Here is a 26,139-nt window from a genome sequence, read left to right as displayed (position 1 = left end):
GTGGACCCGGGGGCGGTGGGGCCGTGGGGCGTGGTGGACGTCTCGGAAGTGAGGCCAGGAGCCGGGGTGGCTGGGCCGGTCGGGCCGGTCGGCGTGGACCCGGACCGGGACGGCTGCGCGGCCCGGCTCGGCGACGGCGAGTTCGCCGGGCCGGAGGCCGCCGCCCGGCGTTGGACGGGGGGCTGCGCACCGGCCGGGGCGGCGGGGCCGCCGGGGGCGGCGGAACGGCTCGGGCCGGTGGAGGGGCCGTTCGCCGCGGGCGAGGGCGTCGAGGGCGAGGGCGCGGCGGAGCGGGAGGCTCCCGTGTGACCGCCGTTGCCGACCGGTCGTGCGGCGGGGCGTGTCGGCTCGCCGCCGGGCGCGGAGGCCGGGGTGACGCGGGCCACGGCTCGCTGGACGGGCGGGGGCGGGGCGGTGCCCGCGTCGGGCTGCCCGGAGACGGGTGCCGAGCGGTCGGGCTGCGGTACCGCTCGCTGGACCGGCGGCACGGACGCGGGCGGGGTGGCGCCGGACGACGAGGCCGGGGCCGACGAGGACAGGGCCGACGAGGAGGGGGTCGACGAGGACGGGGTCGGAGACGGGGACGGCGTGGAGGACGCCGGGCGGTCGGTGGGCCGGGAGTCGGTGCCGGAGGCCGTCCTGGGCGTCGATCGCTGGACCGGCAGGTCGTTCGCGGCGCCGTCGGCCGGGTTGGGCGTGGGGGCCGACGGGGGCGTGGCGGCGCCGCCGGGGCGTGGCGCGGCGGAGGCAGTGCGCGGTGAACGGGAGGCGGCGGGTCCGGACTCGGTCCGCTGGACCGGCGGTTGGCCCGTCGTACCGCTCTGGGCGGGGCCGGGCTGCGGCACGGCTCGCTGCACGGGCGCGCCGGACGCGGGGCCGCCGCCGGACGCGGGCGCGGGCCGGTTGAGGGCGGGGCCGAGTCCCGGCTTGGGGCGCGCGGTCGCCGCCCGCTGGACCGGCAGACCGGAGGCGTCCGGCGGGGTGGCGGGGCGCGGGGCGGGCGTGGCGGAGGAGTCGCCCCGCGCGGGGGCCGGGCCGCTGCCGGAGTCGCCGGTGGCCGGCCGGGCGGGCGTACCGCCGTTCCGGGCGGGCGGGTTGGTGGTCCGTGCCGGGGTGCCGGGCGTGGCGGCGTCGGCCGGTGCGGGCGTCGCGCCGGTGCCGGAGTCGCGGGTGGCCCGCTGGACGGGAGCACCGGACGAGCCGGCGCCGTCCTGCGCGGGCACGTTGCTGCGCCGGGCCGGGGTGCCGGGTGCGGCGGTGCCGCCCGATGCGGGGGTGCCGGAGTCGCGCGGGGCCCGCTGGACGGGAGTACCGGACGAGGTGCCGCCGTCCCCTGCGGGCGCGGCGGCTCGCGGGGCCGGGCGGGACGGCGGTACGGCGGAGCGCTGCACCGGGGGCGTGGCCGCCTGGCCGTCGCCGCTCACACGCGGGGCGCGCTGTACCGGCGTACCGGACGGCGTACCGCGCGACCCGGCGTCCGGCGCCGCTCCGGGGCGGGTTGCGGCGCGCTGCACGGGCGGGCCGGCCGGGGAGCCGGTGGCGGCCGGGGGGCGCTGCTGCGGGCGCACGGCGCGCTGCGCCGGGGCGTCGGGCGCCGCCGCGGGCCGCGTCGAGGGGGCCGAGGGGGTGCTGCCGGAACGGCCGGCCGGGGAAGGGCTCTCGGCCGGTGCCGCGCCGGGGTCCGCTCGGTCGCCGTCCGCCGACGAGGACGCCGTACCGGACGAGGCGGTGCCGGACGAAGCGGTGCCGGACGAAGCCGTGCCGGACGTGTCCGGTGCGGGGTTGCCGGTCCGGCGGCTCGCGGGCAGGGCCCGGCGCTGGACGGCGGGCGTCCCGGACGGAGCCTTGGTCAGGGCCTGCCGCGGACTGGGCGCGGCGGGCGGCACGGGCGTCACCTGCACCCCGCGGGCGGCCCGGACCGGCGGGCTCGCCGGCGCCGAGGACGACGCCGACCCGGCGGAGCGCGCCCGCTGGACGGGCGCGGCCGGGGCCGCCGCCGACGCGGCGGCAGAAGACGGCGTGGGAGCAGAAGTCGGCGTGGCCGGCGCGGGAGCCGGTGCCGGAGCGCCGGACGCACCACCCCGCGCGCCGGCACCGCGAGAGGCACCGGCGGCACCGGAAGTGCGCGTGGCGGAAGGAGAGACGGAGGGGGTGGAGGGAGAGGCGGCGGAGGGCGAGGGCCGCGCCCCGGGGGCCGGCCCCGTGGGCGCGGTCGGTGCCGGGGCGTCCGCGGGTATCGCCCGCAGCGGCGCGACCGGCATCCGCTGCACCGGTGCCGTGCCCGCTCCGGGCGCGAGCGGCGTGGACGGGTTCCGGCGCGCCGCCGGGTCGAACGCGCCCGACAGCAGGCTGTCGCCCGCCGCCGGGTTCAGTACCGCGGGGGACGGTGCCCCCGTGAACGACGGGTTCTGCCACGTCGGAAGGCGGCCGCCGAAACCGGCGTCCGCCACTCCCGCACGGGCCCCGCCCGTCGCCCGCTGGATCGGCGGCAGACCCGTCCAGGCGGCGACGGCCACGGGCGCGGGCCCGGTCGAAGCCGCCGTACCCCCGCCCGTGTCCGGAGCCGCACCCGTTTCCGGGCCGGAGCCCGCGTCCGGGAGCGGACGCGCGGGAGCCGCGGACGCCGCGGCGGCCTCGCCCCCGCTCCCGTCCGCGCCGTCCCGCCGTCCCCGCAGCCGGTCCAGGAATCCCACCGATCAGCCCTCCGCCGTGCCTCGCGTCACGAGGGACGCGATCTGGTCCGTGTACCGGCGGCGGTCCTGATGCTCCAGGTCCAGGATCGCCTCCAGGTCCCAGTGGAAGTGGTAGGCCACGTACGCGATCTCCTCATGCAGCCGGTCGGTCGCGTACGTCACGATTCCCCCAGGCGGCTCCCGCCGAGTTCCACCTCGAAGGGCTCCGAGCAGTGCGGGCACTCGACGGCCGCGCGGGTGTGCCCCTCCGCGTTGATCTGGCGGTAGAAGTCCTGGAGGAACGCCAGGTCGGAGGCGAACATATTCTCCACGACGCCGTCGTGCACCATCGCCAGCGTGCCCAGCCGGGTGATGACCCGGCCGAGCAGTACCACCGACAGGTAGGCCGGGTTCTCCTGCACCCGCACGTCGCGCAGCGGGATCAGCTCGTCCCGTGCCGTCGACAGGCGCATCACACCGTCCCGGTGCACCGTGCCCGAGTCGTCGACGTACCCGCGCGGCAGCTCGAACGGGAACTCGGTCCGCAGCTGCTGCCGCGGAGCCGCGTCGACAGGGGGCCCGGCGGGAGGGCCGGCCGGAGAACCGGCCGGCGCCTCCGCCGGCGCGGCGGCGGGAGCAGAACGGGGGAAGTCCGCTCCCGCCGCCGCGGTCTGTGCCGCGGCGGGTGCCTTGGCAGGCGTACGCCGCATTACTCGATGACCAGTTCTTCGAACACGATGGTGACGGTCTCGGTCAGCGCGGAGGCCTCGCCCGCCTTCACCGTGCTCGTGTCGATCTTGCTGCACCAGGCGTTGCGCAGGTTGTACCGCTTCACCGGGTTGTCCTCGAAGTCCATCATGATGATCGAGGCGTTCTTGCGCGCGGTGGCCATGCGACCGTTGATCGAGTCGTTGATCCACTGGGTGAACGACGCCGACTGGGTCATACCGCGGATGACGGTGCACTGACCGTCCTTCTGGGTGCCCGGCAGCAGCGCGATCTCGTTCTTGCCCGTCGCGCCGTTGTTCTGCGGGTACTTGATGACGTCCTGCTCAAGGGTGAGGCCACTGACCTCGGCGAGGTACTCGACCATCACACCGTCGATCTGCAGACCGAAATTGTGTGAAGTAAGGGAGTCACCCGGGTTCAGACTCATGTGTTCGCTGTCCTTCTGGAGCTTTCGAAGCCTCTGCGGCTTCTTGACGAGGGTGTACGGGGGCGGCGCCAGAGGCGCCGCCCGAGGTCACGCAGGCGTACGGCGCCTACTCCTCCAGCTCGCCGCTGCCGCTGGAGAACTGGGCCAGCCGGAAGATCACGAACTCGGCGGGCTTGACCGGCGCGATGCCGATCTCGCACACGACCCGGCCGAGGTCGACCGACTCCGGCGGGTTGGTCTCCTCGTCGCACTTGACGTAGTACGCCTCGGTCGGGCTCTGGCCGAACAGGGCGCCGCTGCGCCACTCGTTGACCAGGAACGCCGAGACGTTGCGGCGGATGCGGGCCCAGAGGTTGTGGTCGTTCGGCTCGAAGACCACCCACTGGGTGCCGATCAGGATCGACTCCTCCAGGTAGTTGAAGTACCGGCGGATGTTCAGGTAGCGCCACGCCGGGTCGGAGGAGAGGGTGCGGGCGCCCCAGACGCGGATGCCGCGGCCCGGGAAGGAGCGGATGCAGTTGACGCCGATCGGGTTGAGCAGGTCCTGCTCACCGCGGGTGATCTGCAGCTCCAGGTCCACGGCGCCGCGGACGACCTCGTTGGCGGGGGCCTTGTGCACACCGCGCTCGGAGTCGTTGCGGGCCCAGATGCCGGCGACGTGGCCGCTCGGCGGGACCAGGCGCGACTGGCCGGTGGCCGGGTCGAAGGACTTGATCCAGGGGTAGTACAGGGCTGCGTACTTGGAGTCGTAGCCGGCCGTCTCCTGGCGCCAGACGCGGATCTGGCGGGCGTTCTGGCTGGGCGGCGGGTCGATGATGGCGACGCGGTCGCCCATCAGCTCGCAGTGGGCTATGAGACCGAGCTGGACGGCCTTGACGGCCTCCAGGTCGATCGCACCGCGCTGGTAGGCGGCCATCAGGTCCGGCACCGCGACCATGGAGATCTCGTCGATCGCCTCCAGGCCGCCGAAGCCGGTGCGGTCCGAGGAGTCGCCGAGGTACTGGGCCGGGCCGGGGTGCGCGACCTCGTCCTGCGCGGCCGGAACGGCGGGGGCGGCGGACGGCGGCGCGGGCAGCGTCACGCTCTGGTTCTCCGGCCGGACCAGCTGCGCGGACGGCGCGGCCTCGGTCACGGTGATGAGCTTGGAGCGCTCCTTGACCTGGGTGACCACGTAGGCGCGGTTGCCCTTCTTGGCGCTCACGTCGAAGGTCTCGACCGGCTTGTCGCCGTCCTTGACGATCAGCTTGAAGCGCTCGGCGGGGCCCTCGCCCTCGGGGTCCGCGACCTCGACGGTCAGCGGGCCGCTCTGGCCGGTGGTGTTGGCCGTCACGGCGAACGTGCCGAGCTGCTTGGGCTCGGCGGCGGTCAGCGCCTTCGCGCTGCTGCCGGTGACGGCGGCGGGCGAGGCGGTGCCGTCGACGGCACCGCCGGCGGCGTCCTCGGCGGAACCGCCGACCCGGACGACGTAGGCGGCCGAACCGCCGTTGTTGAAGAACCCGTAGACGGAGTGCGCGAGGTAGTACCCACCGGTGAAGTCACCGAAGGCCGCGACGTACTGCGTCCAGTTGGTCACCAGCGTGGGCTCGTTCAGCGGGCCGGTCGGAGCGAGTCCGACGAAGGCCGCCACCGAGGTGCCCACCCCCTCGATCGGGCGCGAGCCGCTGGCCACCTCCTCGACGTAGACGCCGGGCGACAGGTAGGACGGCATGCTCTGCTCTCCTCGGGGGTACGAGACAAGACGTTTCTCAGCGTCACGCGCGCGTTGCCGCCGCCGAAACGTCCGTGGGTGCCGGGCCGGGGGCACGGTCATTGCCCCTGCCAGTGCCCGTTGGGGCAGACTCCTGGAGATTCCCGCGCATTTCCCTCCCGGGACCCTGGCGGACACCCGGTGATTCTGATTCAACATCATCTGTCGACTGTCAGTTCGCCAGGATGTCATCTTGCGATCAAGCCCCGTTCCCGGGGCGCGCATCGCCCCGCCCGCACCGGGGCGCTGCCCCCGCGCGGGCGGGGACGGTGACGGGTGTCAGGAGGGTTTGTCCGTGTCGGACCGCTTGCAGGAAACGCAGAGACACCGCCCGGCCGGCGTGGCGCCCACCCGCCACCGCCCGCCGGGACACCAACCACCCCTGGCCGCCCTGCAGGCGAAGGCGGGGAACCGGGCCGTCGCCTCGGTGATCCAGCGCGCGACCGGCACGGGTCAGCTCCTCGCACCCCCGGACCCGCAGCAGAGCACCGCCCCGGTGGAGGACGACCTCGCGATCACGCCGGTGGTGGAGCCCGCACAGCAGGAGCGGTCGAAACAGCCGGCGACCGGCCCCAAGGGCAAGCAGCCGGCGACCGGCCCCAAGGGCAAGCAGCCGGCGGACGACGCGCAGGCCAAGCAGGACGCGCAGGCCAAGCAGCAGGCGGCCGAGGACGAGGCCCGGCAGCACAAGGAGCGGGCCGCGGAAGCGGCGGTGAACCGGGCGGGCGCCACGGAGAAGGCGTGGAACGCGTCCGGGCTGGCGCTCGGTGCGCGCGAGAAGGCGGACGCGGCCCGGGGCGACGTGCGCACGTTCACTCGGCAGGCCGAGGCCGCGGATCGGGCGCAGAACCAGTCGTTGGAGGACGAGCAGGGGCACTTGGCGGCCGCCGGGCGAGCGACACGGCAGAAGGAGCAGGCCGAGGAGACCGCGGCGACGCGGGAGGCGGACGAGGGAACGGCGCGCGAGAAGGCGACCGCCGCCGAGAACGCCGTGAAGGAGTTCACGCAGCAGGCCGAGAAGGCGGAGGCCGAGCAGAAGGCCGCCGAGGGCGACGTCGAGAAGTACACGGCGGACATCGCGGACGCCGAGGCCAAGCAGAAGGCCGCTCAGGAGGCGGCCGAGAAGTTCAAGGCCGAGGCCCGTGCGGCCGAGCAGCTGGTGAAGGAGGCCCAGGAGGCGGCGGAGCGGAAGGCGGCGGCCGAGGACGAGGCGCAGCAGCAGGCGGCGAAGGCCGAAGCCGAGGCGGCGGAGCGGGCCGAGACCGAGAAGAAGGTGCAGCAGTGGGCCAAGGAGGCGGCTGACGCGCTGAAACACGCGGCGGACGCCGAGGCCAAGGCGGGGGAGCACGGGGAGGCCGCCGGCGACGCGAAGAAGGCGCTGTCGGACGCCGAGCGCCAGGTCAAGGAGTGCGAGGACACCGCGAAGCAGGCACGGGCCGAGGCCGAGAGGTTCGAGGCGGAGCGGAAGCTGCGGTCGGACGAGGCCGACGCCGCGGCCGCGGACACCGCCGAGGCCAAGCGGGCGGCGTCACGCTACGCGGGTGAGGCATTGAAGGCGGCCGAGGACGCGGGCAAGGCACAGGACGAGGCGAAGAACCACCAGGCGGCCGCGGCGGATGCGCGGATGAGGGTGCAGACGGCCTCGGACACGCTGCGGAACCAGTCGGCGGCGGCAGGTCTGGCGCGGGACCGGGTGGCGAGCGCGGCGGGGGCGCGGGCGCAGGCGGGGACGACCGAGGCCGAGGCGAAGACGGCCTCGGCCCAGGCGAAGACGGCCGCGGACGAGGCCAGGAAGGCGGCGGAGGAATCCGCCTCCGGAGTGGAGAAGGCGGGCAAGTCGACGCGGGAGCGGCTCAAGAAGCCCTTCAGTGCGACGAGGGCCAAGCAGCGCATCGACGGGCCCGACACGGTGATCCTGCGCGGCAGCGCGCCCGTCGGAGGGCCCCTCCGCGGGGAGGCGGCGAAGCACGGGAACGACGAGCTGCTGCGCGACACCGCGCAACAGGGCCAGGTGGAGACCGGGGTCAACGTCGTCAACAGCGGCCTCGGAATCTTCAACGACGCACGTGACGTCAAGGCCGGCTTCGAGGGGCGCAAGGGTACGGGCATCAAGTCCCGCCAGGACCGGAAGAAGCTGAATTCGAAGTCCGCCGGCCTGACGCAGAACGCCCTGATGGGCGTCAACGACGGCACGAAGATCGGCGACAACCTGGTGCGGAACGTCGACAACGTGTCCGGAGTGGCCCCACTCGGGGCCACCGGCGGCATCCTCACCATGGCGTTCTCCGTGCTGATCGCCATCCGCGACGGCCTGGTCATCAAGGACACCTACGACAAGCGCAAGAAGCTCAAGGAGCATTTCGCGGGCGTCGCCGCGGCCCGGACCCGGAGGCTCCAGGAGGTCCTCGACGACCTGGGGACGGCGAACGACGAACTGACCCAGGAGTGCTCCCGGCTGTCGGGTCCGGCAGGCGACTGGGACGAGGACGCCCTGCAGGCCGTCCAGGGCAAGCGGGACCGCATCGAAAGCCTCCGGGGCGAGCTGCGGGCGCACCTGGCCGGCGTACGGGACTACGCGGTGGACAAGCAGGAGCGGAGGCTGGGCAAGCGTGCCGCCGACCTGACGGGCAACGCGGCGCGCACGGCGGCCGGGGCCGTGGCGATCGCGGCAGCCGCCGGCGCCGTCAGTGGCGGGGTCGGCACCGCTGTGGCGGGCGGTGTGTCGGCGCTCAGCCTGGGTGGTCTCGCCTCTTACAAGGGCGGCAAGAAGGCCAAGAAGCGCTACAACTCGGTGCGGTATCCCACCAGGCACACCCGCCCCACGGTGGCCCAGGAGGGGACCGAGGAGACCGAGCCGAAGCAGCAGAAGATGGCCGAGGACGGCGAGCACGGCCGGAGGCGCGACGCGACGGCGGAGGCGTTCAAGGTGACGAAGTCCATCGCGCAGGGCAAGCGGCAGTTCAACGCACAGGAGCTGTACGCGGGCGTGGCCGGTCCCGCCGTCCCGGTGGGAAGGAACGTACCCAACGACATCCGCGCGGAGATGCGGGAGTTCCTCAAGGATCTCAAGTGCGGCCCGGCCAAGTACGGCTGGACGGAGGCGGAGTGGGAGGCCTCGCTCAACGACCCGGACCAGCAGGCGGACTGGGAGGGCGAGATAGCCAAGCAGCTCGCCTCGGCCTGACCACGGCCCGCCGCGACCGGCAGGGCAACACCGGGGGCCGCTGCCCCCGGTGTTGCCCTCAGAGACCTGTCGGCCGGCGGGGATGTTCCAGTAGGGCTGGTAATCACACGTCCGGTGTCGAAGGGAACCACGGTGCGCGCTCACGAGGAAGCCGCTGACCAGCAGGGTGCGAAGGGCGGTCGGGTGCCGCACCGGGCCGTGAGCGGACCCGCCGCGGTGAACGGGGGCCGCGTCGGGGCGAGCGGGACCCCGATGACCCCCGCCGCGGTCCTGGCGCTGCAGGGTTCGGCGGGCAACAGCGCCGTCCAGCGTCTCGTGGCCCGGGACGCGCACCAGCACGGTCCCGGCTGCGGGCACACCGTCCAGCGTCGCGTCGACCCGGAGGCACACCAGCACGGCGCCGGCTGCGGGCACGACGGGATCGACGACCGGAGCCCGGAGGGACAGAGCCAGCTGCTGGCCGCCGCCAAGGAGACGCCGAGTTCGCCGCTGCCGGGGTCGTTCCTCAGCAAGGCGACGTCGTTCTACCAGAACCCGAACATCGCAGCGGGCCGCGTCCACACGGACGCCGTCGCCCAGCGTGCGACGGCGGCCATGGGCGCCGAGGCGATGACGGTCGGCATGGACGTGTTCCTCGGCCCGAAGGCCATCGGCAACGAGGAGATCCTCGCCCACGAGGCCAGCCACCTCGACAAGAACAGCAGGGGAATCCAGGAGACGGGCAGCAACGGCGGCGCCGGCGGCCCCGCCGTCACGGACCCGGGGCAGAACTCCGAGGTCGCGGCGGTGAACGACGGCGCGGCCTTCAAGTCCGGGGCCGACGTCGCCCCGTCCGTCGTCGCCCAGCGGTCCGCGACCGAGCACACGGACGAGATGGATTAGCGGTGTGTGCGAGGGCAACCGTCCGTGCCCTTGCGCCTCCTGACGCCGACACGTCCGTCGACTAGCGTCGCCGCGTGAGCCTTTGGACTTCCCTGGAGCCCGCGTCCGCCACCGTGGACCCAGGCAGCACCACGTGTGTGCGCCTGAGGGTGATCGAGCCGGGGCGGGCGGCGTTCGTCGAGACGACGTTGAAGCCGAAGCAGAAGATCTGGTTCGGGTCGAAGGAGGAGCGGCCGTACACGCTGGCGGTGCGCCGGTCCGGCGTCGATCCCACCGAGGTCGAAGGGACCTACGTTCAACGCGGCTTTCTGCCTCGCTGGTTGGCGACGTTCTTCGGTATCGCCCTGGCGTTGAGCCTGGCGTTCGTGATGATCTGGATCGCGTACAAGCCGCAGGTCGCCTCGAAGGCGACCGAGCAGACGGAAGAGGCCGGCGCGGCGCTCGCGCCCAGCCCCAACGCCACGCCTGAGACGTTGCCCAGTTCGCCCGAGTCGGAGCCTGCCGAGGATTCCCAGCCGGAGCCGTCGGCGTCGGACGCCGACGGCAACGGCGGTGGTGGTGGCGACGGTGGTGGCGGTGGCGGGGGCAAGCCGCAGGAGGAGTCGGTGCTGCCCGCCATGGACGTCATGCTCTTCAACACCACCAACAAGCAGTGCGCGGACATCCTCGGACAGGGCAAGGGCAAGATCAACGGCAAGGTCCAGCAGGAGAACTGCGTTCCGAAGGGCGACAACCAGCACTGGAACCTGGAAGTGAAGTACGAGAAGGGCGGCGGTCCCGACAGCGCTCCGCTCTTCCAGATCCGCAACACCACCGACAAGCTCTGCATGGACCTCGGTCAGTACGGTGCCCGTCCGGTCGGGACGCCCATCATCGAGTTCCACTGCGACGGGACCAAGGCGGACAACCAGCTGTGGTGGCTGGACAAGCAGGAGAGCGGCGACTACTGGATCCGCAACTACTCCAGCAACAACAAGTGCCTGAACGTGCAAACAGGCCTGCCCCGGCGTTCGCTGACGTGGCGCGGGATGACCTTTACCCTCACCGTGTGAGCCTTTGGACATCCCTGGAGCCCGCGTCCGCCACCGTAGACCCCGGCAGCACCACCCGTGTGCGCCTGAGGGTGCGCAATACCGGTGATGTGGTGGACGAGTACCGGTTCGAGCCGTTCGGGGATGTGGCGCCCTGGACGAGAATCGAGCCGCAGACGTTGCGGCTGTATCCGGGGGCGGTGGCCGGTCCGAACCCCTACGCGGTGCGGATCACGCCGACGGAGCATCCGGACGCGGTGACGGTGCCGGAGGACAACGGCGATCATCTGTCGTACGAGATCCGCCCGGCGAATGTGCAGATCGAGCCGGGGCGGGCGGCGTTCGTCGAGACGACGTTGAAGCCGAAGCAGAAGATCTGGTTCGGGTCGAAGGCGTACAAGCCGCAGGTCGCCTCGAAGGCGACCGAGCAGACGGAGGAGGCCGGCGCGGCGCTTCCGCCCAGCCCCAGCGCGACCCCGGAGACCCTCCCCAGCTCGCCCGAGTCGGCGCCCGCCGATGACCCCCAGCCCGAGCCCTCGGCATCGGATGCCGACGGCAACGGTGGCGGCGGTGGCGACGGCGACGGTGGTGGCGGTGGTGGGGACAAGCCCAAGAAGAAGTCGGTGCTGCCCGCCATCGACGTCATGCTCTTCAACCCCACCACCAAGATGTGCGCGGACATCCCGGGGCGGGAGAAGGGCAAGATCGGCGGGCCGGTCCAGCAGGCCAACTGCCATCCGACCGGTGACAACGAGCGGTGGAACCTGGAAGTGAAGTACGAGAAGGGCGGCGGCCCCGACAGCACTCCGCTCTTCCAGATCCGCAACACCACCGACAAGCTCTGCATGGACATGGAATTGCGCGGCGCCCGCCCGGTGGGGACGCCCATCATCGAGGCCACCTGCACCGGGACCAAGGCGGACAACCAGCTGTGGTGGCTGGACAAGCAGGAGAGCGGCGACTACTGGATCCGCAACTACTCCAGCAACAACAAGTGCCTGAACGTGTCCGGGAAGTCGTTCCATCAAGTACCTCGGGGCACGCAGTACTGCCCCGAGGTTCGCTGACGCCCCGTCGGATTCCCTCTAGCCTCGCCTCGTGAGCCTGTGGACTTCCCTGGAGCCCGCGTCCGCGACTGTGGACCCCGGCAGCAGTACGCGTGTGCGCCTGAGGGTGCGTAATACCGGTGATGTGGTGGTACGAGATCCGCCCGGCGAATGTGCAGATCGAGCCGGGGCGGGCGGCGTTCGTCGAGACGACGTTGAAGCCGAAGCAGAAGATCTGGTTCGGGTCGAAGGAGGAGCGCCCGTACACGCTGGCGGTCCGGCGGTCCGGTGTCGATCCCACCGAGGTCGAAGGGACCTACGTACAGCGCGGCTTCCTGCCCCGCTGGCTGGCGACCTTCTTCGGTATCGCCTTGGCGTTGAGTCTGGCGTTCGTGATGATCTGGATCGCGTACAAGCCGCAGGTCGCCTCGAAGGCGACCGAGCAGACGGCGGAGGCCGGTGCCGCGCTCGCGCCCAGCCCCAGCGCCGCCCCTGAGACGTTGCCCAGTTCGGCCGAGTCCGCTCCGGTCGAGGAACCGGCGCCTCAGCCCTCCACCGAGGAGACGGCCGACGACAAGGACGCCGGCGCCGGAGACGGCGGTGGCGGCGGTGGCGGTGGTGAGTCCGAGAAGCCCAAGCCGAAGTCCGTGGTGCCCGCCCAGAACGTCATGCTGTACAACACCACCACCAAGATGTGCGCCGAACTCGTCGGCCGGGAGAAGGGCAAGCCCGACGACCCCGTTCAGCAGTCCATGTGCATCGAGGGCGACGAGGACAACCAGATGTGGGATCTGGAAGTGAAGTACGAGAAGGGCGGCGGCCCCGACAGCCTCCCCCTCTTCCAGATCCGCAACGTCAAGGACCGGCTCTGCATGGACCTTCCCAACTACGGCGCGAAGCCGGTGGGGACGCCCGTCACGGAGTACCCCTGCGACGGGACCAAGGCGGACAACCAGCTCTGGTGGGCCGACAAGCAGGAGAGCGGCGACTACTGGATCCGCAACTACGCCAGCAACAACAAGTGCCTGAACGTCGAGGGCAACGGCACCGGCGGACTCGACGCCAAGCTGAACATCTCCGACTGCACCAACCTGGACGACCAGGAGTGGCGGATCGTCCACCCCAAGAAGGAATGAGCCCGGAGCGGAATTGATCTCGGAGGCGGCCGGGGGTCCCGGCTCACCAGCCGCCTTCGCCGGGCACCAGCCGCCCGGCCTTGCGGTACTCACGGCGGGCGCCCTCCAGGAGGTCGTCCGCCGTCACCGTGTCGTCGCGCCCGGCGGCGAGGTACGCGGCGGTGACCACCGCGCTCCGGATCGAACCGCCGGCCAGCTCGAACTCCCGGGCCAGCGGCTCCGGGTCGATGTCCTCGGCGGACGGCACCCGGGACAGGCAGTGCCGCCACAGCGCCAGGCGCTGGTCGGGGTCCGGGAACGGGAAGTCGACCACGAGGTCGAGACGCCGGGTGAACGCCTCGTCGATGTTGGCGCGCAGGTTGGTCGTGAGCAGGGCGATGCCGTCGAAGGACTCCAGCCGCTGCAGCAGGTAGGCGCTCTCCATGTTGGCGTACTTGTCGTGCGCGTCCTTGACCTCGGAGCGCTTGCCGAAGACGGCGTCGGCCTCGTCGAAGAGGAGTACGGCGTCGGTGCGGTCGGCCTCGGTGAAGATCCGCTCGAGGTTCTTCTCGGTCTCGCCGACGTACTTGTCGACGACCGACGACAGCTGGACCACGTAGAGGTCGAGGCCGAGGTCGGCCGCGACCACCTCCGCCGACAGGGTCTTGCCGGTGCCGGACTCGCCCGCGAACAGGCCGAGGACGCCCCGGCCCCGCCCGCCGCCCGCGCTCAGCCGCCAGTCGCCGAGGACCCGGTCCCGGTGGCGGGCCCGCAGGGCCAGCTCGCGGAGCTGGACCAGAGGCTTGTCGGGCAGCACCAGGTCCTGCCAGTCCACGTCGGGCCGGATCCGCCGGGCGTGGCTCTCCAGGCCGGAGGCCGACTGCCGGCGGGCGGCCAGCCGGACGTGCTCGGCGCTGAGCGCGGTGCCGTCGAAGGCGGCGAGGGCCAGGGCGGCGTGCGCGGCCCGCTGGATGCGGTCCCCGCCGAGCCGGTACGGCGCGACGGCCGAGGCCAGGTCGAACCCGTCGGCGTCCGGGCCCAGCGCGGCCCGCCAGGCGGCGGCGCCACCTGCCCGGCGGCCCGGCGCGTCCAGGACCAGCGGATCGTCGGGGGCCCAGTGCGGGTCGTACGGGCGGGGGTCGGTCAGCAGCACGGTCACGTCCGTCGCCGCGGTCAGCGCGCGCACCAGCGCCGCCGGCTTCTCGGGCAGGCCCGGCACCACGACCGCCCGGCCGCTGAGGCGGGCCTCGCGCAGCAGCTCGGGCACGTGGTCCTCGGCCCCGGCGCAGCGCAGCGCGTCGAGGCCCGCGGCGTCCAGGACGGAGGCCAGGGCGGCCAGGCCGTCCCCCTCGCGCGGTTCGCGCAGGTAGGCGGTGAGCGGCCCCTCCTTCAGCCGGGCCGCCAGCTGCCGTACGAAGTCGTCGGTGCCGGTCGCGGGCAGGGCTTCCGGCATCGGGCGCAGCAGCCCGAGGAGTGCCGCGTCCGGTGTGTCGTCGCCGAGCAGGTGGCCGATCAGCCGGTCCGGCACCCGCAGCGCACGGGTGAGGAAGGGCCGCTCGGGGTCCTCCAGCTCCAGCAGGCCGAGGGAGAGCAGCGGGGCCGAGGCGTGGAACCGGCCGCGGGCCGCCGCCAGGTGCGCGGGCACACCGCACAGTTCGAGGGCGAGGCTCACGCTGGCGCGCCGGCGGCTGACGTCGTTGTTGAGGTAGCCGTAGAGCGGTTCGAAGGTGCGGTCGACGTCCGGGGCGAGGGCGATCAGCAGGACGGCGGTGTCCAGCTCGGTCAGGTTCGTCCGGGCGGCCAGCCGTGCCAGCCGGTCGGCGGGGTCGGCCTGCGGGCCGTCGGGCACGGGCCCGGAGGGTGCGTGCCCCGGGGCCGCGTCTTCGGCGTCGGACGGCCAGGAGTCCAGCAGGTGCTGGACCGCCTCGTCGGACAGGTACAGGCCGCGCAGCGGGTCGTCGGCCGTGGGGTCCGTGCCGGCGCGCTGCTCGACCAGCGTGGCCACCGGCTCGTGCAGCGCGGCCAGGCGGGCGGAGAGCACGCGGGCGGGGTCGCCGTACGGGGCGGAGGACGGGGCGCGGGCCGGGCGGTGGGCCCGGTCGGAGGCGGGGCCGTCGGTCGTGGGGCCCGGTGGATCGGTGGGGAAGGCGTTCACAGCCGCCCCGTGCCGCGGTCCGCCTGGCCCCGGCGGGCGGCACGGGCCGCCTCCACCTGGTGCGGCCGGTGCGAGCGTCCCTCGGCCATCGGCGGGTCGCCGTCCATGCCGCCCACCCGGACCGTCGCGCCCTCGGTGACCGGGGGACCGGCGTCGTACTCCGGGAAGGCCGGGAAGGGCGCGGTCACCACCAGGTCGAGGGACGGCTTGAGTTCGCCGCCCAGGGCGGACCAGATCTCGGCCAGCGAGCGGGCCTCGGTCTGGATGCCGGCCACCGTCAGCGGAATGGACAGGCCGAGGGCGCCCAGCGAGCCGGGGAGTTCGGAGGGAGGCAGCAGCTCGCGCGGCAGCAGCGTCGCCATCACGGCGGACAGCAGCCGGTGTTCGTCCTGGGGGGTCTTCGTCCAGGCGGTCACGAGGTAGGAGAGCCGGAACCAGCGCGGCGGCTGGCGGCGCTTGACGATGATGGCGTCCTCGTCGCGCACGGCCATCTGGCCGCGCTGACGCCGGTTCACGTCCTCGCGGATGTCGTACAGGTAGGTGTTGACCACGGGGGCGTTGCGCCGGGCGGCCCAGTCCCGGGTGGGTGCCTCGAAGGCCACGTCGATGCCCGAGCCCGTCAACGCCCCTCCCTTGAGGAGGGCCTTGAGGACCTCGTCCACCTCGTGGATCACGCTCGCGCTCCCGCTCTGCCCGCACTTGAGTCCGGCCGGCCCGCCCGTGGCCGCCGCCTGTCACCGATCGTGCCCCGGGTGCCGCCCGGCCCGCAGGCGCGTCGGGGACGGCGGTCGGGCAGGAGGACCTGCCCTTGCGGCCCCGGGGGTCCGCTCTCGATTGCCCGTTCGGTCAGATGTAGCCTTCCCGGAGGGCATAGGCCACTGCGTGCGCGCGATTGCGCAGATGGAGTCGAGTGGTGAGTCCGTGCATGACGTTCTTGACGGTGCGTTCGGAGTAGGACAACTTGCCAGCGATCTCCCCGGTGTCGAGGCCCTCGGCCACCAGGCGGAGGACGTCCACCTCCCGGGGCGCGAGGCCCAGCGAGGGGGCGCCCGGACGGCCTGCCGCGCCGCGGTGCAGCGTGCCCACCTGGCTGATGAGCCGGCCGAGCAGGTCCGCGGGCAGGTCGCCGTCGCCCCGGGAGGCGGCCAGCACCGCCTGCACCAGCCGGTGCGCGGTGGCCTCGTGCCGCCAGACGATGGCACCGACGCCGCACTCGACCACGTCGAGCAGTTCGCTCTCGCGGATCGCGCCGGTCACGAGCACGGCGCGGGCACCCTCGCTGCGCACGATCCGGCGCAGCCGGGTCAGGGCCGCGTCGTCGAGCGCGTCCTCGATGAGCAGGGCCACCGTGCCGGGCCCGGTCTCCTCGCGGAGGTCGATCTCCGGATGTCTGCGCAACTGGCTGATCGCGCCCTCGCGGCTGATCGGGTCCGGTGCGGTGACCGCCACCGGAACGCGCCGGTCGGTGATGCCGGAGATCCGGTCGGTGACGCCGGAGGTCCGGCCGGAGTCGCGGACGGACGTACCGATGGGCGTACCGGATTCACGGACGGACGATGTGGTGGTCCGGGGTGAGTTGAGCAACCGTTTCCCCCCTGTTCACGAGCCCGTTGCCTGGCACAGGCCAGTAGCGGATGTGCGTGTTCCACACTTCTGTGACTGCTGGGACTTCGCAATCGTGGACCACCACGAGGCACACCACGAGACCGGCGCGACGGCCGCAACGAGCGGCTGGCCGGTCGGTGTTCCGGCAGGTCGGGAGGGTGCCTGCCAGGAGTCACGGACCCGCGGGGACGGCCGCGCACCACCGTGAGCCCCGCCACAGCCGCCGTCCGCCACCGGAAGGATTTTCCCAAAGCCGGGCCCTTTCATGCAGCCCATCCGCGCCATTACGCATCTCACACACCGGGGAGCACCATCCCGGGGGAGCACCATCCACCACAGGAGGCACCGATGACCGGACCGCTCCGGGAACGCGACGATGCCGATGTGCTGTTGGCGGCCGAGACGGAGCGGGCCCTGGCCGGCACCGGCCGCCTGGTCCTGCTGCGCGGCGCCAGCGGCACCGGCCGTACCGCCGTGCTGGACTCGGCCGCCCGGGGTGCCGCGGACCGCGGGCTGCGGGTGCTGCGGGCGCGCTGCTCCCCCGACGACACCGCCGTCCCCTTCGCCACGGTGGTCCAGTTGCTCGGCCCGGTGCCGGAGTTCACGGAGGTCGCCTCCGCGGACGACGAACGGGGCAGCGCCGCCCTGCTGTGGCGGCTGCTGCGCGCCTACGCGGACGAGGGCCCGGTGCTGCTGGCCGTGGACGACGTCCACCTCGCCGACGATCCCTCCCGGCGCTGGCTGGCGGACGCGGCCCGGCGCATCGACCGATTACCGGTACTCCTGGTCGCCACCGAGCGCAGCCAGTACGACGTCGACCCGAGGCCCGCCGGACTCACCCAGGCGCTGTCCCCGTCCCTCGTGCGCACCCACACCCTCGCCCCGCTGAGCGACCGGGCGGCGGCCGGGCTGGTCCGCGCCGCCTTCCCCGAGGCGTGCGCGACGTGGGCCGCCGAGTGCGTACGGGCCGGCGCGGGCAGCCCGCTGCTCCTGCACGCCCTGCTGGACGACCTCGGCGGCACCCCGCACCCCGACGGCCTGCCGCCGGTGCCGGACACCGCGGCGTCGCTGTACCCCGGGTCCTATCCGGCCGCCGTCTCCTGGTGGCTGAAGAGCGCGGGCCCCGTCACGGCCGAGGTGGCGCGCAGCCTCGCCGCCCTGGAGCAGGCCTGGCCCGCGGCTGCGCCGGCCCGCCGGGGCGAGCACCGGCATGCCCTCCCGCACCCGGAGGCGCGTGCGCGCGGTGGCGGGGACACCGCCCCGGGCTGCCGGGACGTCTGGAGCGCGGAGCACGAGGGGGACGGGGACGGGGGCGGCTTCGCGGGACGCGGGGGCGCCGTTCCCGGCACGCCGGACGCGTTCCCGCCGGCCCCGGGCGCGACGGAGCCGGGGAGTGCGGCGTACGGGGCGCAGCGCCCGCCGTACGGGACGGCGGCCCCGGACCGCGGAGGCCCGGACCCGTGCGCGGAGCCCCCGGGCCCGCATCCGCACCCGGCGGACCATCCCGCCGGGTCCGGACCCGGACCCGGACCCGGACCCGGACCCGCGGACGTGGACGTGGACGCGGGGCGGGGCTCGGCGAGTTGGTCGTCCCCGTGGTATCCGTTCCCCGTCCCGTACGGCGGCCGGCCCGGCCCGGCGCGCGGCGCGGCCGCCCCCGGACGTCCGGGGACGCCCTCGTACGCGTCGCCGGACCGGTCGGCGCGGTGGGGCGCCCCCGCGACCCCCTCCCCGGCGGCGGGCGAGGGGGCCGGGGACCCGGTGGACGTGCTGGCCGAGGCGGTCGGGGCCGACCCCGCGCGGATCGCCGGCTGGCTGGCCGCCATGACGCGGCTCGGCCTGCTGCGCCCCGACGCGGGCGGCCGGCCGCGCTACGCCCACCCGCTGCTGCGCGACGCCGTGCTCACCGGCTGGCCCCGGCCGCGCCGGGAGGCCGTGCACCGGGCGGCGGCCCAGGCGATGCTGCGGCGCGGCGACCGGGTCGAGGCGGTCGCCCGGCACCTGCTGCACACCCCGGCCGTCCGCCTGCCCTGGGCCCTGCGCGTCCTGCGGGACGCGGTGACGGTCGCCGTGCACGACGCCCGGCCCGCGGACGCCGTCGCCTATCTGCGCCGGGCCCTGGACGAGCCGCTCTCCGACGTCCTGCGCCAGCGGCTGCTGACCGAACTGGGCTCCCTGGAGTACGCGTCGGCGGACACGCCCGCCGCCATCGCCCGCCTCGCCGAGGCCCAGCACCTGCCGGCCGACCCCCGCAACCGGGTGCGCACGGCCGTCGCCCTCGGCACCGCCCTGGCCGGCCGCGGCGAGATCCGCACGGCGATGGAGGTGCTGCGCCGCACGGAGGGCCGGCTGGCCGACCACCCGGAACTGGCCCGTACGGTGCAGACCGCCGGCGCGCTGCTCTCCGACGAGGACCTCGCCACCCGGCAGGAGGTGTACCGGGGGCTGTCCGAGACCGGCCGGCACTCCCCGGAGTTGGTCGGCACCGCCGGGCAGGCGCTGCTGGTGCGGTACGCGGCCTCGGCCGCGCTGATCTCCGCCGACGAGGCGATGGCGCGGATACGGGACCTGCTCGCGCAGCCCGGCGACCCGCTGGCCGAGCCCTTCCTGCTGGGCACGGCCGCCGCCGTCGCCCAGTGGGCCGACGAACTCGACGAGGCCGACCGGCTCGTGGAACGCGGCCTGGCCGGGCAGCACCCCGCCCTGCTGCACCCGATGCAGCACGCGCTGCTCAACACCCGCGCGGACATCGCCGCCGCCCGCGGCGACCACGCCCGCCTGCTCGCCCCCGTCGGCCGCGGACCCGGCACCGGTCCCACCAACCAGGACGCCCACGCCCTGATGGCCCTGGTCCACACGGGCCGCACCCATGAGGCGCTGCGCTTCGCCGACCGGTTCGACCTGCGGGAGATGCCGGAGAACTGGGAACGGAACCGCTACCTGTACGCGCGGGGCGTCCTGCGCGCCGCCACCGGCGACCCGGCGGGGGCCCTGCACGACTTCCTGGAGTGCGGGCGGCGCCAGGGGGCCCGCGAGGTCGTCAGCCCGGTCGTCACCCCGTGGCGGACGGCGGTCGCCGAGTGCCGGCTGGCGCTGGGCGGCGGCCCGGAGGCGCTGGCCCTGGCGACCGAGGAACTGCGGCTGGCCAGGGTGTGGAACACCCCGCGCACCGTCGGCCGCGCCCTGCGCGTACTCGGCAGCGCGACCGGCGGGCGCCGCGGCCTGGAGCTGACCGAGGAGGCCGTAAGGACCCTGCGCGACGCGCCCGCCGACACCGACATGGAGCTGATCCCCGCGCTGCTCGCCCAGGGGCGCCTGCTCCTCGACACGGGCGAACGCGGGCGCGCCCGGGCCCGGTTGCGCGAGGCGGCGGAACTCGCCGAACGCAAGGGCGCCCTGCGCTGGCTCACCCTGGCCGACCAGGCGCTGCGCGTGGGCGGTGCCCGGCGTTCCGTGGCCGCCCGCACGGGCGCCGGAGCGCTGACCGGCAGCGAGCGCCGGATCGCCGAACTCGCCGCCGACGGACGCACCAACACCGAGATAGCCGACCTGCTGCACCTGGCCCGCCGCACCGTGGAGACCCACCTGACCAGCACCTACCGCAAGCTGCGGATACGCCGCAGAACGGAACTGCCGGGAGCGCTGCGGCACGGCGCCCACCCCAACCCGCAGAGCTGAGGCGGCTCAGCCGCCGAGCAGCAGCCGCCCGATCTCCAGCTGCTCCACCTCCAGCGGGTCGCCGTCCTCGACGTTCCACAGGCAGTTCTGCAGGACCCGCCCGAGGGACCAGGCGCGGGCGCGCTCCCGGTCGAGTCCGAGCACGTCGGTCATGGCGTCGAAGCGCCACCGCGTCTCGCCCGGGTCGTACCGGTTGTCCAGCGCGGGCAGCAGGTCGAAGCCGGGGTCGCCGGCCAGCGGCTTGGGATCGATGGCGAGCCAGGGCGCCCGCCCGGAGGCGAGGACGTTCTCGAAGTGCAGGTCCCAGTGGAGCAGCCGGTCGCCGGGCTCGGCGGCGACCTCGCGCACGGCGGCGGCGCAGTCGGCGACCAGCCGCCGGTCCGCCGGGTCCGCGATCCGCTCCAGCGTCCGGGGCGTGCGCTCCAGCATCCCCCGCGCGATGTCCCCGAGGCGGCGCATGCCGGGCGGTGCCGGGGCCGCGGTGAGGTGGGCGAGCAGCCGGGCGATGACGAGCACGGCCTCGCGGGAGTCCTCGACATGCCCGAGCATGCGGCCCTGGTCCAGCCGTTCGAGGAGCATGGTGCCGGAGGCCTCGTCGTGGTCGAGCAGCCGCACCGCCCCGTCCCCGTCCCACACCCGCAGGGCGAGCGGCTCGCCCTCGCTCTCCTCGTCGCGGATCTGGAGCTTCAGCGCGGCCGGAACGCCGTCGCGGCACACGACCGGCAGCACCAGCGCCGCCCACCCGTGCATCGACGGCCCGTCGAGCCGCAGCCCCCACCGGTCCAGGAACCCGGCCGCCAGCTCCGGCAGCCCGTCGACGAACGCCCGCCCCGCGGCGCCGTTGTACTTCACCTGCGCGGCCACGAGCCCGTCCGGAACCTCGATCATGCGGACCGACGGTACCGGGGCGGGGGGACGGGGGCACCCGGATATCCCGCGCGGCGCGACGCGTCGCAACCACCCCGCCGCGTGGCCGCTGTGCCGCGTGGCGGCCGTGCTGCGTCAGGACTCCGGCCGGGACCGCTGGGCGTCCTCGAAGTGCGCCCGGAAGCCGCGCGGCGGCCGGCCGGTGACGCGCCGGACGGTGTCGGTGACGCGGTCCTCCGACCCCGCGGCGATGGCCCGGTCCAGTCCGGCCAGCAGCGCGGCGAACCGGGCCGGGACCTCCGTCGTGAGGTGCTCGGCCAACTGCTCCTGGGACAGCCTGCGGTGGACCACCGGCCGGCCGGTGACCTCGGTGGCGATCGCGGCGACGTCGTCGTGGCTGAGCGCCTCGGGCCCGGTGAGGACGAGGTCGGTGCCGGGGGCCCGGGCGTCGGTCAGGGCGCGCACGGCGACGGCGGCGATGTCCTCCGCGTCGACGAAGGCGACCCGGCCGTCCTCGGCGGCGGTGCGGATGACGCCCTCGTCGCGGATGCCGCGGGCGTGCGCGTGCGTGCCGGTGAAGTTCTGCATGAACCACGAGGGCCGCAGGACCGCCCACTCGTCGAACAGGCCGGGCAGGGCCTCGTGCACCGCGCCCACCGCCGGGCCGCCCGCCGGGACGGCCGAGGAACTCAGCAGCACCGCGCGGCGCACGCCCGCGGCGCGGGCCCGCCGCAGGAACGGCAGCATGACGGCCGCGGGGTCGGTGTCGCCCACGGGCGGCACGAGGTAGACGCGGCCGACGCCGTCGAGGGCGGCCCCGTGGGTGGCCGGGTCGTACCAGTCGAAGGCGACCGGTTCGGCTCCGGCGACCGGCTTCGCCCGGCGGCCGGCGGCCCTGACCCGGTGCCCGGCGGCCGTCAGCCCCGCGGCGGTGCGGCTTCCGGTGGTGCCGGTGGCGCCGACGACCAGGGTGGTGCCGGGGATCGATGCGGTGCCGGCGGGGGTCACCGGGCGCTCCCGGTGAAGTCGGCGCCGGGCTCCTGGACGCCGAGCGGGTTCCAGTAGTCGCGGCAGGAGGCGATGCGCCCGTCCCGGACGGTCAGGACCTGGACGTACGTCATGGCGAAGGGAGCGCCGGTCGCCACCAGGCGGCCCTCGCCGCGCAGTTCGGCCACGACGGTCTGCGGATCGGTCGTCTCGTGGATCCGCACGTCGGTGAAGTCGTGCAGGTCGATGTGGTCGGGGTAGTGGCGCAGGTACGCCGCGACGGCCTCCCTGCCCTCCAGGCGCCGGGGCCAGCCGTCGGGGGCGAAGGGGAACTCCATGACCCCGTCCTCGGCCCACAGCCCGGCGAACGCGGACATGTCCTTGTCGAGCAGCAGGCGCAGGCCGTGGCGGAACAGCTCCGCCGGGGCGGCCGGCGCGTTCGGTGCGGGTGCGGACACGGGTATCCTCCAGTCGTAGAATACGGACCTCGGGTCCGTTTCGATAGACGATACGGACTGCGGGTCCGTTTTGCAAAGGGAGGAAGGAGAGCAGCATGCCGGAGCACAGGTCCCGCAAGGACGCCGCGCGCAACCGGGAGGCCGTCCTCGCCGCCGCCGACGCCCTCTTCGCCCGGCGCGAGAGCGCCGAGGACGTCACCATGGCCGACGTCGCGGCGGAGGCCGGGGTCGGCAAGGGCACGCTCTTCCGGGCCTTCGGCGACCGCGTCGGGCTGCTCCGGGCGCTGTACGAGGCACGGCTCGGACCGGTCAGGGACGCCGTCGAGTCGGGGCCGCCGCCCCTGGGGCCCGCGACGCCGCCGCGGGAGCGCGTCCCCGCCCTGCTCGACGCCGTCCTGTGCTTCAAGCTCGACAACCGGCGCCTCGTGGTGGCCCTGGAGGAGAGCGGGGGCGGGAGCAGCCCGTACCAGGCGTCGCACTACGAGTGGCTGCACCGGCTGCTCCGGGACGTGCTGGAGGAGATTCCCGGCGCGCCCGGCAGCGACTTCACCGCCCACGCCCTGCTCGCCGCCACGCGGGCCGACCTGGTCGAGCACCTGGCGGGCAGGGAGGGCGTGCCGCGGGAGGCCCTGCGGGCGCAGCTGGCCGACTTCACCGCCGGGCTCCTGGACTGACCGTGCCGCGGTGCCCTCAGGCCACCGGTTCCGGCACCGGGCGGTCGGCCGGGGTGCCGTGCTTGGGAGCCTTGGCCGTCACCATCAGGCCCGCGACCAGGCCCGCGAGGAGCATGACGCCCGCGGCCACCCAGATGGCGACCGTGTAGCCGTGGACGATGCCCTCCCGCACGACCAGCTCGCGCTGGGAGGGGTCGGTGAGATGGGCGGTGATCCAGGACGCGCTGGTGCTGGTCGCGATGGTGTTGAGCAGCGCCGTACCGATGGAGCCGCCCACCTGCTGCGAGGTGTTGACGGTCGCGGAGGTCACCCCGGAGTCCCGCGGGGCGACCCCGGCGGTGGCCGTGGAGAAGACCGGCATGAAGGTCAGGCCCATGCCGAGCCCCATCAGCAGCAGCGCGGGCAGGATCTCCGAGACGTACTCCGAGCGCACGGTCATCTGCGTGAGGATCACCATGCCGCCGGAGGCCAGCAGCATCCCCGGCACCATCAGCGTCCGCGGGCTCACGTGCGGCAGCAGCCGGGCCGCGATCTGGGTGGAGCCGACGACGATCGCGACGGTCATCGGCAGGAACGCCAGCCCGGTGCGCACCGGCGAGTAGCCGAGGATGACCTGGAGGTAGTACGTCATGAAGAGGAACAGCCCGAACATGCCGATGACCGCCAGCATCATCGTCAGGAAGCAGCCGGCGCGGTCGCGGTCGCGGATGATGTGCAGCGGCAGCAGCGGCATCGGTGCGCGGGTCTGCCACCACACGAAGGCGGCCAGCAGGACCAGGGCCAGCGCGAACAGCGCGAGGACCAGCGCGTCGGTCCAGCCGCGGGGCTGCGCCTCGCTGAAGCCGTAGACGAGCGCGACCAGGCCGCCGCAGCCCAGGACCACACCGGGCACGTCGAGGCGGGCGTCGGCGTGGCCCGGCCGGTCGTGCAGCAGCACGAGGGCGCCGATCACGGCGACGACGGCGACGGGGACGTTGACGTACAGGCACCAGCGCCAGTTCAGGTACTCGGTGAGCACGCCGCCGACGATGAAGCCGATCGCGGAGCCGCTGCCGGCCAGCGCGCCGTAGATGCCGAACGCCTTCCCGCGCTCCCTCGGGTCGGTGAAGGTGGTCGTCAGCAGGGACAGCGCGGACGGCGCGAGCACGGCGGCGAACACGCCCTGGAGGGCGCGGGCGCCGAAGAGCATCATCGAGTTGGCCGCGGCACCGCCGATCGCGGACGCGGCGGCGAAGCCGACCAGCCCGATGACGAACGTGCGTTTGCGCCCCACGAGGTCCGAGACCCGGCCGCCGAGCAGCAGGAGCCCGCCGAACGCGAGGGTGTAAGCGGTGATCACCCACTGGCGGTTGCCGTCGGACATGTCCAGGTCGCGCTGCGCGGAGGGCAGCGCGATGTTCACGATCGTCGCGTCGAGGACGACCATCAGCTGGGCCAGGGCGATCACCACCAGCCCCCACCAGCGGCGGGGATCGGCTTCGCCGGGCGCGGCCGGGTCACCTGTCCGGGTGGAACTCACCCCGCCAGAAGACCACGAATCAGGACGTATCGCATCCCGCCGCCGTCCTCCGCCCGACGTCCTCCATCCGCCGTCCTCCGCCCTACGTCCCCGCCCGACGTCCTCCATCCGCCGTCCTCCGCCCGACGTCCCCACCCGACGTCCTCAGGCGTGCCTGAGGTCGAGTTCCCTGCGGCCGAGGGCGAGGGAGACCGCCGTCAGGGCGCTGTTGAAGGAGACCTCGGAGAGGAGTCCCGGGGCGGCCACCTGGTCACCGGCCAGGTAGACCCCGTCGCCCCGGTCGACGGCCGGCCGGTCGCGCCAGGTGGTGCCGGGCGGGTCGACGGCGCCGGTACGGCCGTTCGCCACCGCCTCGCGCCGCCAGGTCAGCCGCCCCCGCCAGCCGGGGAACCCGAGGTCGAGCAGGTCCTCGGCGCGGGCGACGCCGTCGGCCTTCGACTCGTGGGGCGCGATCGGCACCTGCCCCTGGATCAGCTGCTCGCCCGCCGGCGCCAGCGTCCGGTCCTGCGCCGAGAACCTCTCGATCCAGCCGGGCGCGTCCAGGTCGGAGACCGCGAAGGCGTCCCCGCGCCGGGTCCGTACGGCCAGGTCGACCAGGGCGGTACGGCCGCTCGGCCAGGTCAGCGCGGGGTCGTTCAGCAGGCGGCGGGCCGCGTCGAGGGAGGTGGCGACGACGACGGGGGTGTCGGTGGCCAGCGTGTCGACGCGGGACAGGGTCTCGACCCGTACCCCGAGGTTCCAGGCCCTGGCGGCCATCCGGTCCACGACCCCCTGCCAGCCGCCGCGCGGGTAGCGCGCCTCGGGCGGCAGCTTGGCGGCCCGGCGCAGCCGCTCCTGCACGAACGCGGCGGACAGCGAACCGGGATCGTGGTGGAACAGGGCGACGGCGCAGTAGTGGGCGGCGGCCCGGGCGCCCTCCTCGCCCGCGACCCTCCTCGCCCAGGTCAGGAAGTCGGCGTCGACCGGCGCCGGTCCGACGCCCCGGCGCAGCAGCCTGAGCATGGCCGGGGGCGGGGTGCGGCGCAGCACGCCCCGGTACCGCAGCCGCAGCCGCGAGGCCTCCCGTACCGGAAGGGGCGCGAGCGGCCCGATCAGGTCGCGCTGCGCGAGCCACGACCAGTGCGGGCCGCCCCGGTAGAGGGCGTGCGGGCCGTCGTTGGTCCGGTAGGGGCCTTCGGACGTCCGGGCCCGGCCGCCGAGTGTGTGGTGGGCCTCGTACACGGTGACCTTGGCGCCCGCCTCGGCGGCGGTGACGGCGGCGGTCATTCCGGCGAAGCCGCCGCCGACGACGGTGATGCGATGCATGGCTCGGGGTCTCCCTCGGGTCGGGGTCGCCTGTCGCCAGTACGACGTCCGAGGGCGT

The 26,139-nt window shown here is 74.3% G+C and carries 18 protein-coding genes and 3 pseudogenes; 9 read left to right on the top strand and 12 right to left on the bottom strand.

Annotated features, from left to right (window positions below):
- Positions 1–309, top strand: a pseudogene (locus tag IG94_RS0119765) (hypothetical protein); the annotation flags it as partial.
- A 63-nt stretch (positions 310–372) separates the two neighbouring features.
- Entirely contained in the window at positions 373–2,763 is a 2,391-nt protein-coding gene (locus tag IG94_RS38735) for a hypothetical protein (RefSeq protein WP_157852279.1), read from the top strand.
- Here the strand turns inward: IG94_RS38735 and IG94_RS42910 are convergent.
- The 4 genes from IG94_RS42910 to IG94_RS0119735 form a co-directional block, all read right to left on the bottom strand.
- Positions 2,697–2,855, bottom strand: a complete 159-nt coding sequence (locus IG94_RS42910) for a DUF6760 family protein (RefSeq protein WP_164711394.1) — start codon at positions 2,853–2,855, stop codon at positions 2,697–2,699. The genes IG94_RS38735 and IG94_RS42910 overlap by 67 nt on opposite strands.
- Positions 2,852–3,382 (bottom strand): hypothetical protein, encoded by a 531-nt coding sequence (locus IG94_RS0119745; RefSeq protein WP_031038305.1) that lies wholly within the window; start codon positions 3,380–3,382, stop codon positions 2,852–2,854. The genes IG94_RS42910 and IG94_RS0119745 overlap by 4 nt, the downstream gene beginning before the upstream one ends.
- Positions 3,382–3,828 (bottom strand): phage tail protein, encoded by a 447-nt coding sequence (locus tag IG94_RS0119740; protein ID WP_031038304.1) that lies wholly within the window; start codon positions 3,826–3,828, stop codon positions 3,382–3,384. Before IG94_RS0119740 ends, IG94_RS0119745 begins: the two co-directional genes overlap by 1 nt.
- Before the next feature lie 106 nt (positions 3,829–3,934).
- Positions 3,935–5,536, bottom strand: a complete 1,602-nt coding sequence (locus IG94_RS0119735) for a phage tail sheath subtilisin-like domain-containing protein (protein ID WP_031038301.1) — start codon at positions 5,534–5,536, stop codon at positions 3,935–3,937.
- A 334-nt stretch (positions 5,537–5,870) separates the two neighbouring features.
- Here IG94_RS0119735 and IG94_RS0119730 point away from each other — a divergent pair, with 334 nt between their 5' ends.
- From IG94_RS0119730 to IG94_RS0119710, 5 genes and pseudogenes are all read left to right on the top strand, one after another.
- Entirely contained in the window at positions 5,871–8,759 is a 2,889-nt protein-coding gene (locus IG94_RS0119730; RefSeq protein WP_043484069.1) for a hypothetical protein, read from the top strand.
- 252 nt (positions 8,760–9,011) lie between these two features.
- Positions 9,012–9,641 (top strand): eCIS core domain-containing protein, encoded by a 630-nt coding sequence (locus tag IG94_RS0119725; protein ID WP_224221584.1) that lies wholly within the window; start codon positions 9,012–9,014, stop codon positions 9,639–9,641.
- Positions 9,642–9,793: 152 nt separating this feature from the next.
- Positions 9,794–10,693, top strand: a pseudogene (locus IG94_RS0119720) (RICIN domain-containing protein); the annotation flags it as partial.
- On the top strand, positions 10,690–11,739 hold the full coding sequence (locus IG94_RS0119715; protein WP_078892356.1) for an RICIN domain-containing protein: 1,050 nt from the start codon (positions 10,690–10,692) through the stop codon (positions 11,737–11,739). The pseudogene IG94_RS0119720 and the gene IG94_RS0119715, both read left to right, overlap by 4 nt.
- A gap of 31 nt (positions 11,740–11,770) precedes the next feature.
- Positions 11,771–12,854: pseudogene (locus tag IG94_RS0119710) on the top strand (RICIN domain-containing protein).
- A gap of 43 nt (positions 12,855–12,897) precedes the next feature.
- Here the strand turns inward: IG94_RS0119710 and IG94_RS0119705 are convergent.
- From IG94_RS0119705 to IG94_RS0119695, 3 genes are all read right to left on the bottom strand, one after another.
- The gene (locus tag IG94_RS0119705; protein ID WP_078892355.1) at positions 12,898–14,988 is read right to left on the bottom strand and encodes an ATP-binding protein; all 2,091 of its coding nucleotides are present in this window, start codon (positions 14,986–14,988) and stop codon (positions 12,898–12,900) included.
- Positions 14,985–15,662, bottom strand: coding sequence for a Pvc16 family protein (locus IG94_RS0119700; RefSeq protein ID WP_031038279.1), 678 nt, complete (start codon positions 15,660–15,662; stop codon positions 14,985–14,987). The genes IG94_RS0119705 and IG94_RS0119700 overlap by 4 nt, the downstream gene beginning before the upstream one ends.
- Positions 15,663–15,834: 172 nt before the next feature.
- The gene (locus IG94_RS0119695; RefSeq protein WP_031038277.1) at positions 15,835–16,467 is read right to left on the bottom strand and encodes a helix-turn-helix transcriptional regulator; all 633 of its coding nucleotides are present in this window, start codon (positions 16,465–16,467) and stop codon (positions 15,835–15,837) included.
- Between the two features lie 474 nt (positions 16,468–16,941).
- Between IG94_RS0119695 and IG94_RS38730 the strand changes: the two genes are divergently transcribed.
- Positions 16,942–20,271 carry a helix-turn-helix transcriptional regulator gene (locus tag IG94_RS38730; protein ID WP_043484066.1) on the top strand — a complete coding sequence of 1,110 codons (3,330 nt, stop codon included), beginning with the start codon at positions 16,942–16,944 and terminating at the stop codon, positions 20,269–20,271.
- A gap of 6 nt (positions 20,272–20,277) precedes the next feature.
- On the opposite strand, the gene IG94_RS0119685 is transcribed toward IG94_RS38730, so the two are convergent.
- The 3 genes from IG94_RS0119685 to IG94_RS0119675 all read right to left on the bottom strand — a co-directional run bounded on the left by IG94_RS0119685 (position 20,278) and on the right by IG94_RS0119675 (position 22,583).
- Complete coding sequence (locus tag IG94_RS0119685; RefSeq protein ID WP_031038272.1) at positions 20,278–21,159, bottom strand: aminoglycoside phosphotransferase family protein; 882 nt, start codon at positions 21,157–21,159, stop codon at positions 20,278–20,280.
- Between the two features lie 114 nt (positions 21,160–21,273).
- Positions 21,274–22,146 (bottom strand): NmrA family NAD(P)-binding protein, encoded by an 873-nt coding sequence (locus IG94_RS0119680; protein WP_224221580.1) that lies wholly within the window; start codon positions 22,144–22,146, stop codon positions 21,274–21,276.
- A complete protein-coding gene (locus tag IG94_RS0119675) occupies positions 22,143–22,583 on the bottom strand; it encodes a nuclear transport factor 2 family protein (RefSeq protein ID WP_031038266.1) in 441 nt (146 codons plus the stop codon). Before IG94_RS0119675 ends, IG94_RS0119680 begins: the two co-directional genes overlap by 4 nt.
- A gap of 95 nt (positions 22,584–22,678) precedes the next feature.
- Between IG94_RS0119675 and IG94_RS0119670 the strand changes: the two genes are divergently transcribed.
- Complete coding sequence (locus tag IG94_RS0119670) at positions 22,679–23,257, top strand: TetR/AcrR family transcriptional regulator (protein WP_031038263.1); 579 nt, start codon at positions 22,679–22,681, stop codon at positions 23,255–23,257.
- A 16-nt stretch (positions 23,258–23,273) separates the two neighbouring features.
- On the opposite strand, the gene IG94_RS0119665 is transcribed toward IG94_RS0119670, so the two are convergent.
- Positions 23,274–24,776, bottom strand: a complete 1,503-nt coding sequence (locus IG94_RS0119665; RefSeq protein ID WP_031038260.1) for an MFS transporter — start codon at positions 24,774–24,776, stop codon at positions 23,274–23,276.
- A gap of 144 nt (positions 24,777–24,920) precedes the next feature.
- On the bottom strand, positions 24,921–26,081 hold the full coding sequence (locus IG94_RS0119660) for an FAD-dependent oxidoreductase (RefSeq protein ID WP_031038256.1): 1,161 nt from the start codon (positions 26,079–26,081) through the stop codon (positions 24,921–24,923).
- Positions 26,082–26,139 lie beyond the last annotated feature (58 nt).

Origin of the sequence: Streptomyces olivaceus (assembly GCF_000721235.1) — a bacterium.
Taxonomy (GTDB): Bacteria; Actinomycetota; Actinomycetes; order Streptomycetales; family Streptomycetaceae; genus Streptomyces; species Streptomyces olivaceus.
The sequence above is the reverse complement of the archived record's forward strand: the minus strand, read 5'-3'. Positions and strand labels throughout refer to the sequence as shown.

Bases quoted from the DNA above. Each gene is read 5' to 3' on its own strand.
- IG94_RS0119745 (WP_031038305.1), bottom strand. From the start codon at position 3,382: ATGCGGCGTACGCCTGCCAAGGCACCCGCCGCGGCACAGACCGCGGCG.
- IG94_RS0119740 (WP_031038304.1), bottom strand. From the start codon at position 3,828: ATGAGTCTGAACCCGGGTGACTCCCTTACTTCACACAATTTCGGTCTG.
- IG94_RS0119735 (WP_031038301.1), bottom strand. From the start codon at position 5,536: ATGCCGTCCTACCTGTCGCCCGGCGTCTACGTCGAGGAGGTGGCCAGC.
- IG94_RS0119725 (WP_224221584.1), top strand. From the start codon at position 9,012: ATGACCCCCGCCGCGGTCCTGGCGCTGCAGGGTTCGGCGGGCAACAGC.
- IG94_RS38730 (WP_043484066.1), top strand. From the start codon at position 16,942: ATGACCGGACCGCTCCGGGAACGCGACGATGCCGATGTGCTGTTGGCG.
- IG94_RS0119685 (WP_031038272.1), bottom strand. From the start codon at position 21,159: ATGATCGAGGTTCCGGACGGGCTCGTGGCCGCGCAGGTGAAGTACAAC.
- IG94_RS0119670 (WP_031038263.1), top strand. From the start codon at position 22,679: ATGCCGGAGCACAGGTCCCGCAAGGACGCCGCGCGCAACCGGGAGGCC.
- IG94_RS0119660 (WP_031038256.1), bottom strand. From the start codon at position 26,081: ATGCATCGCATCACCGTCGTCGGCGGCGGCTTCGCCGGAATGACCGCC.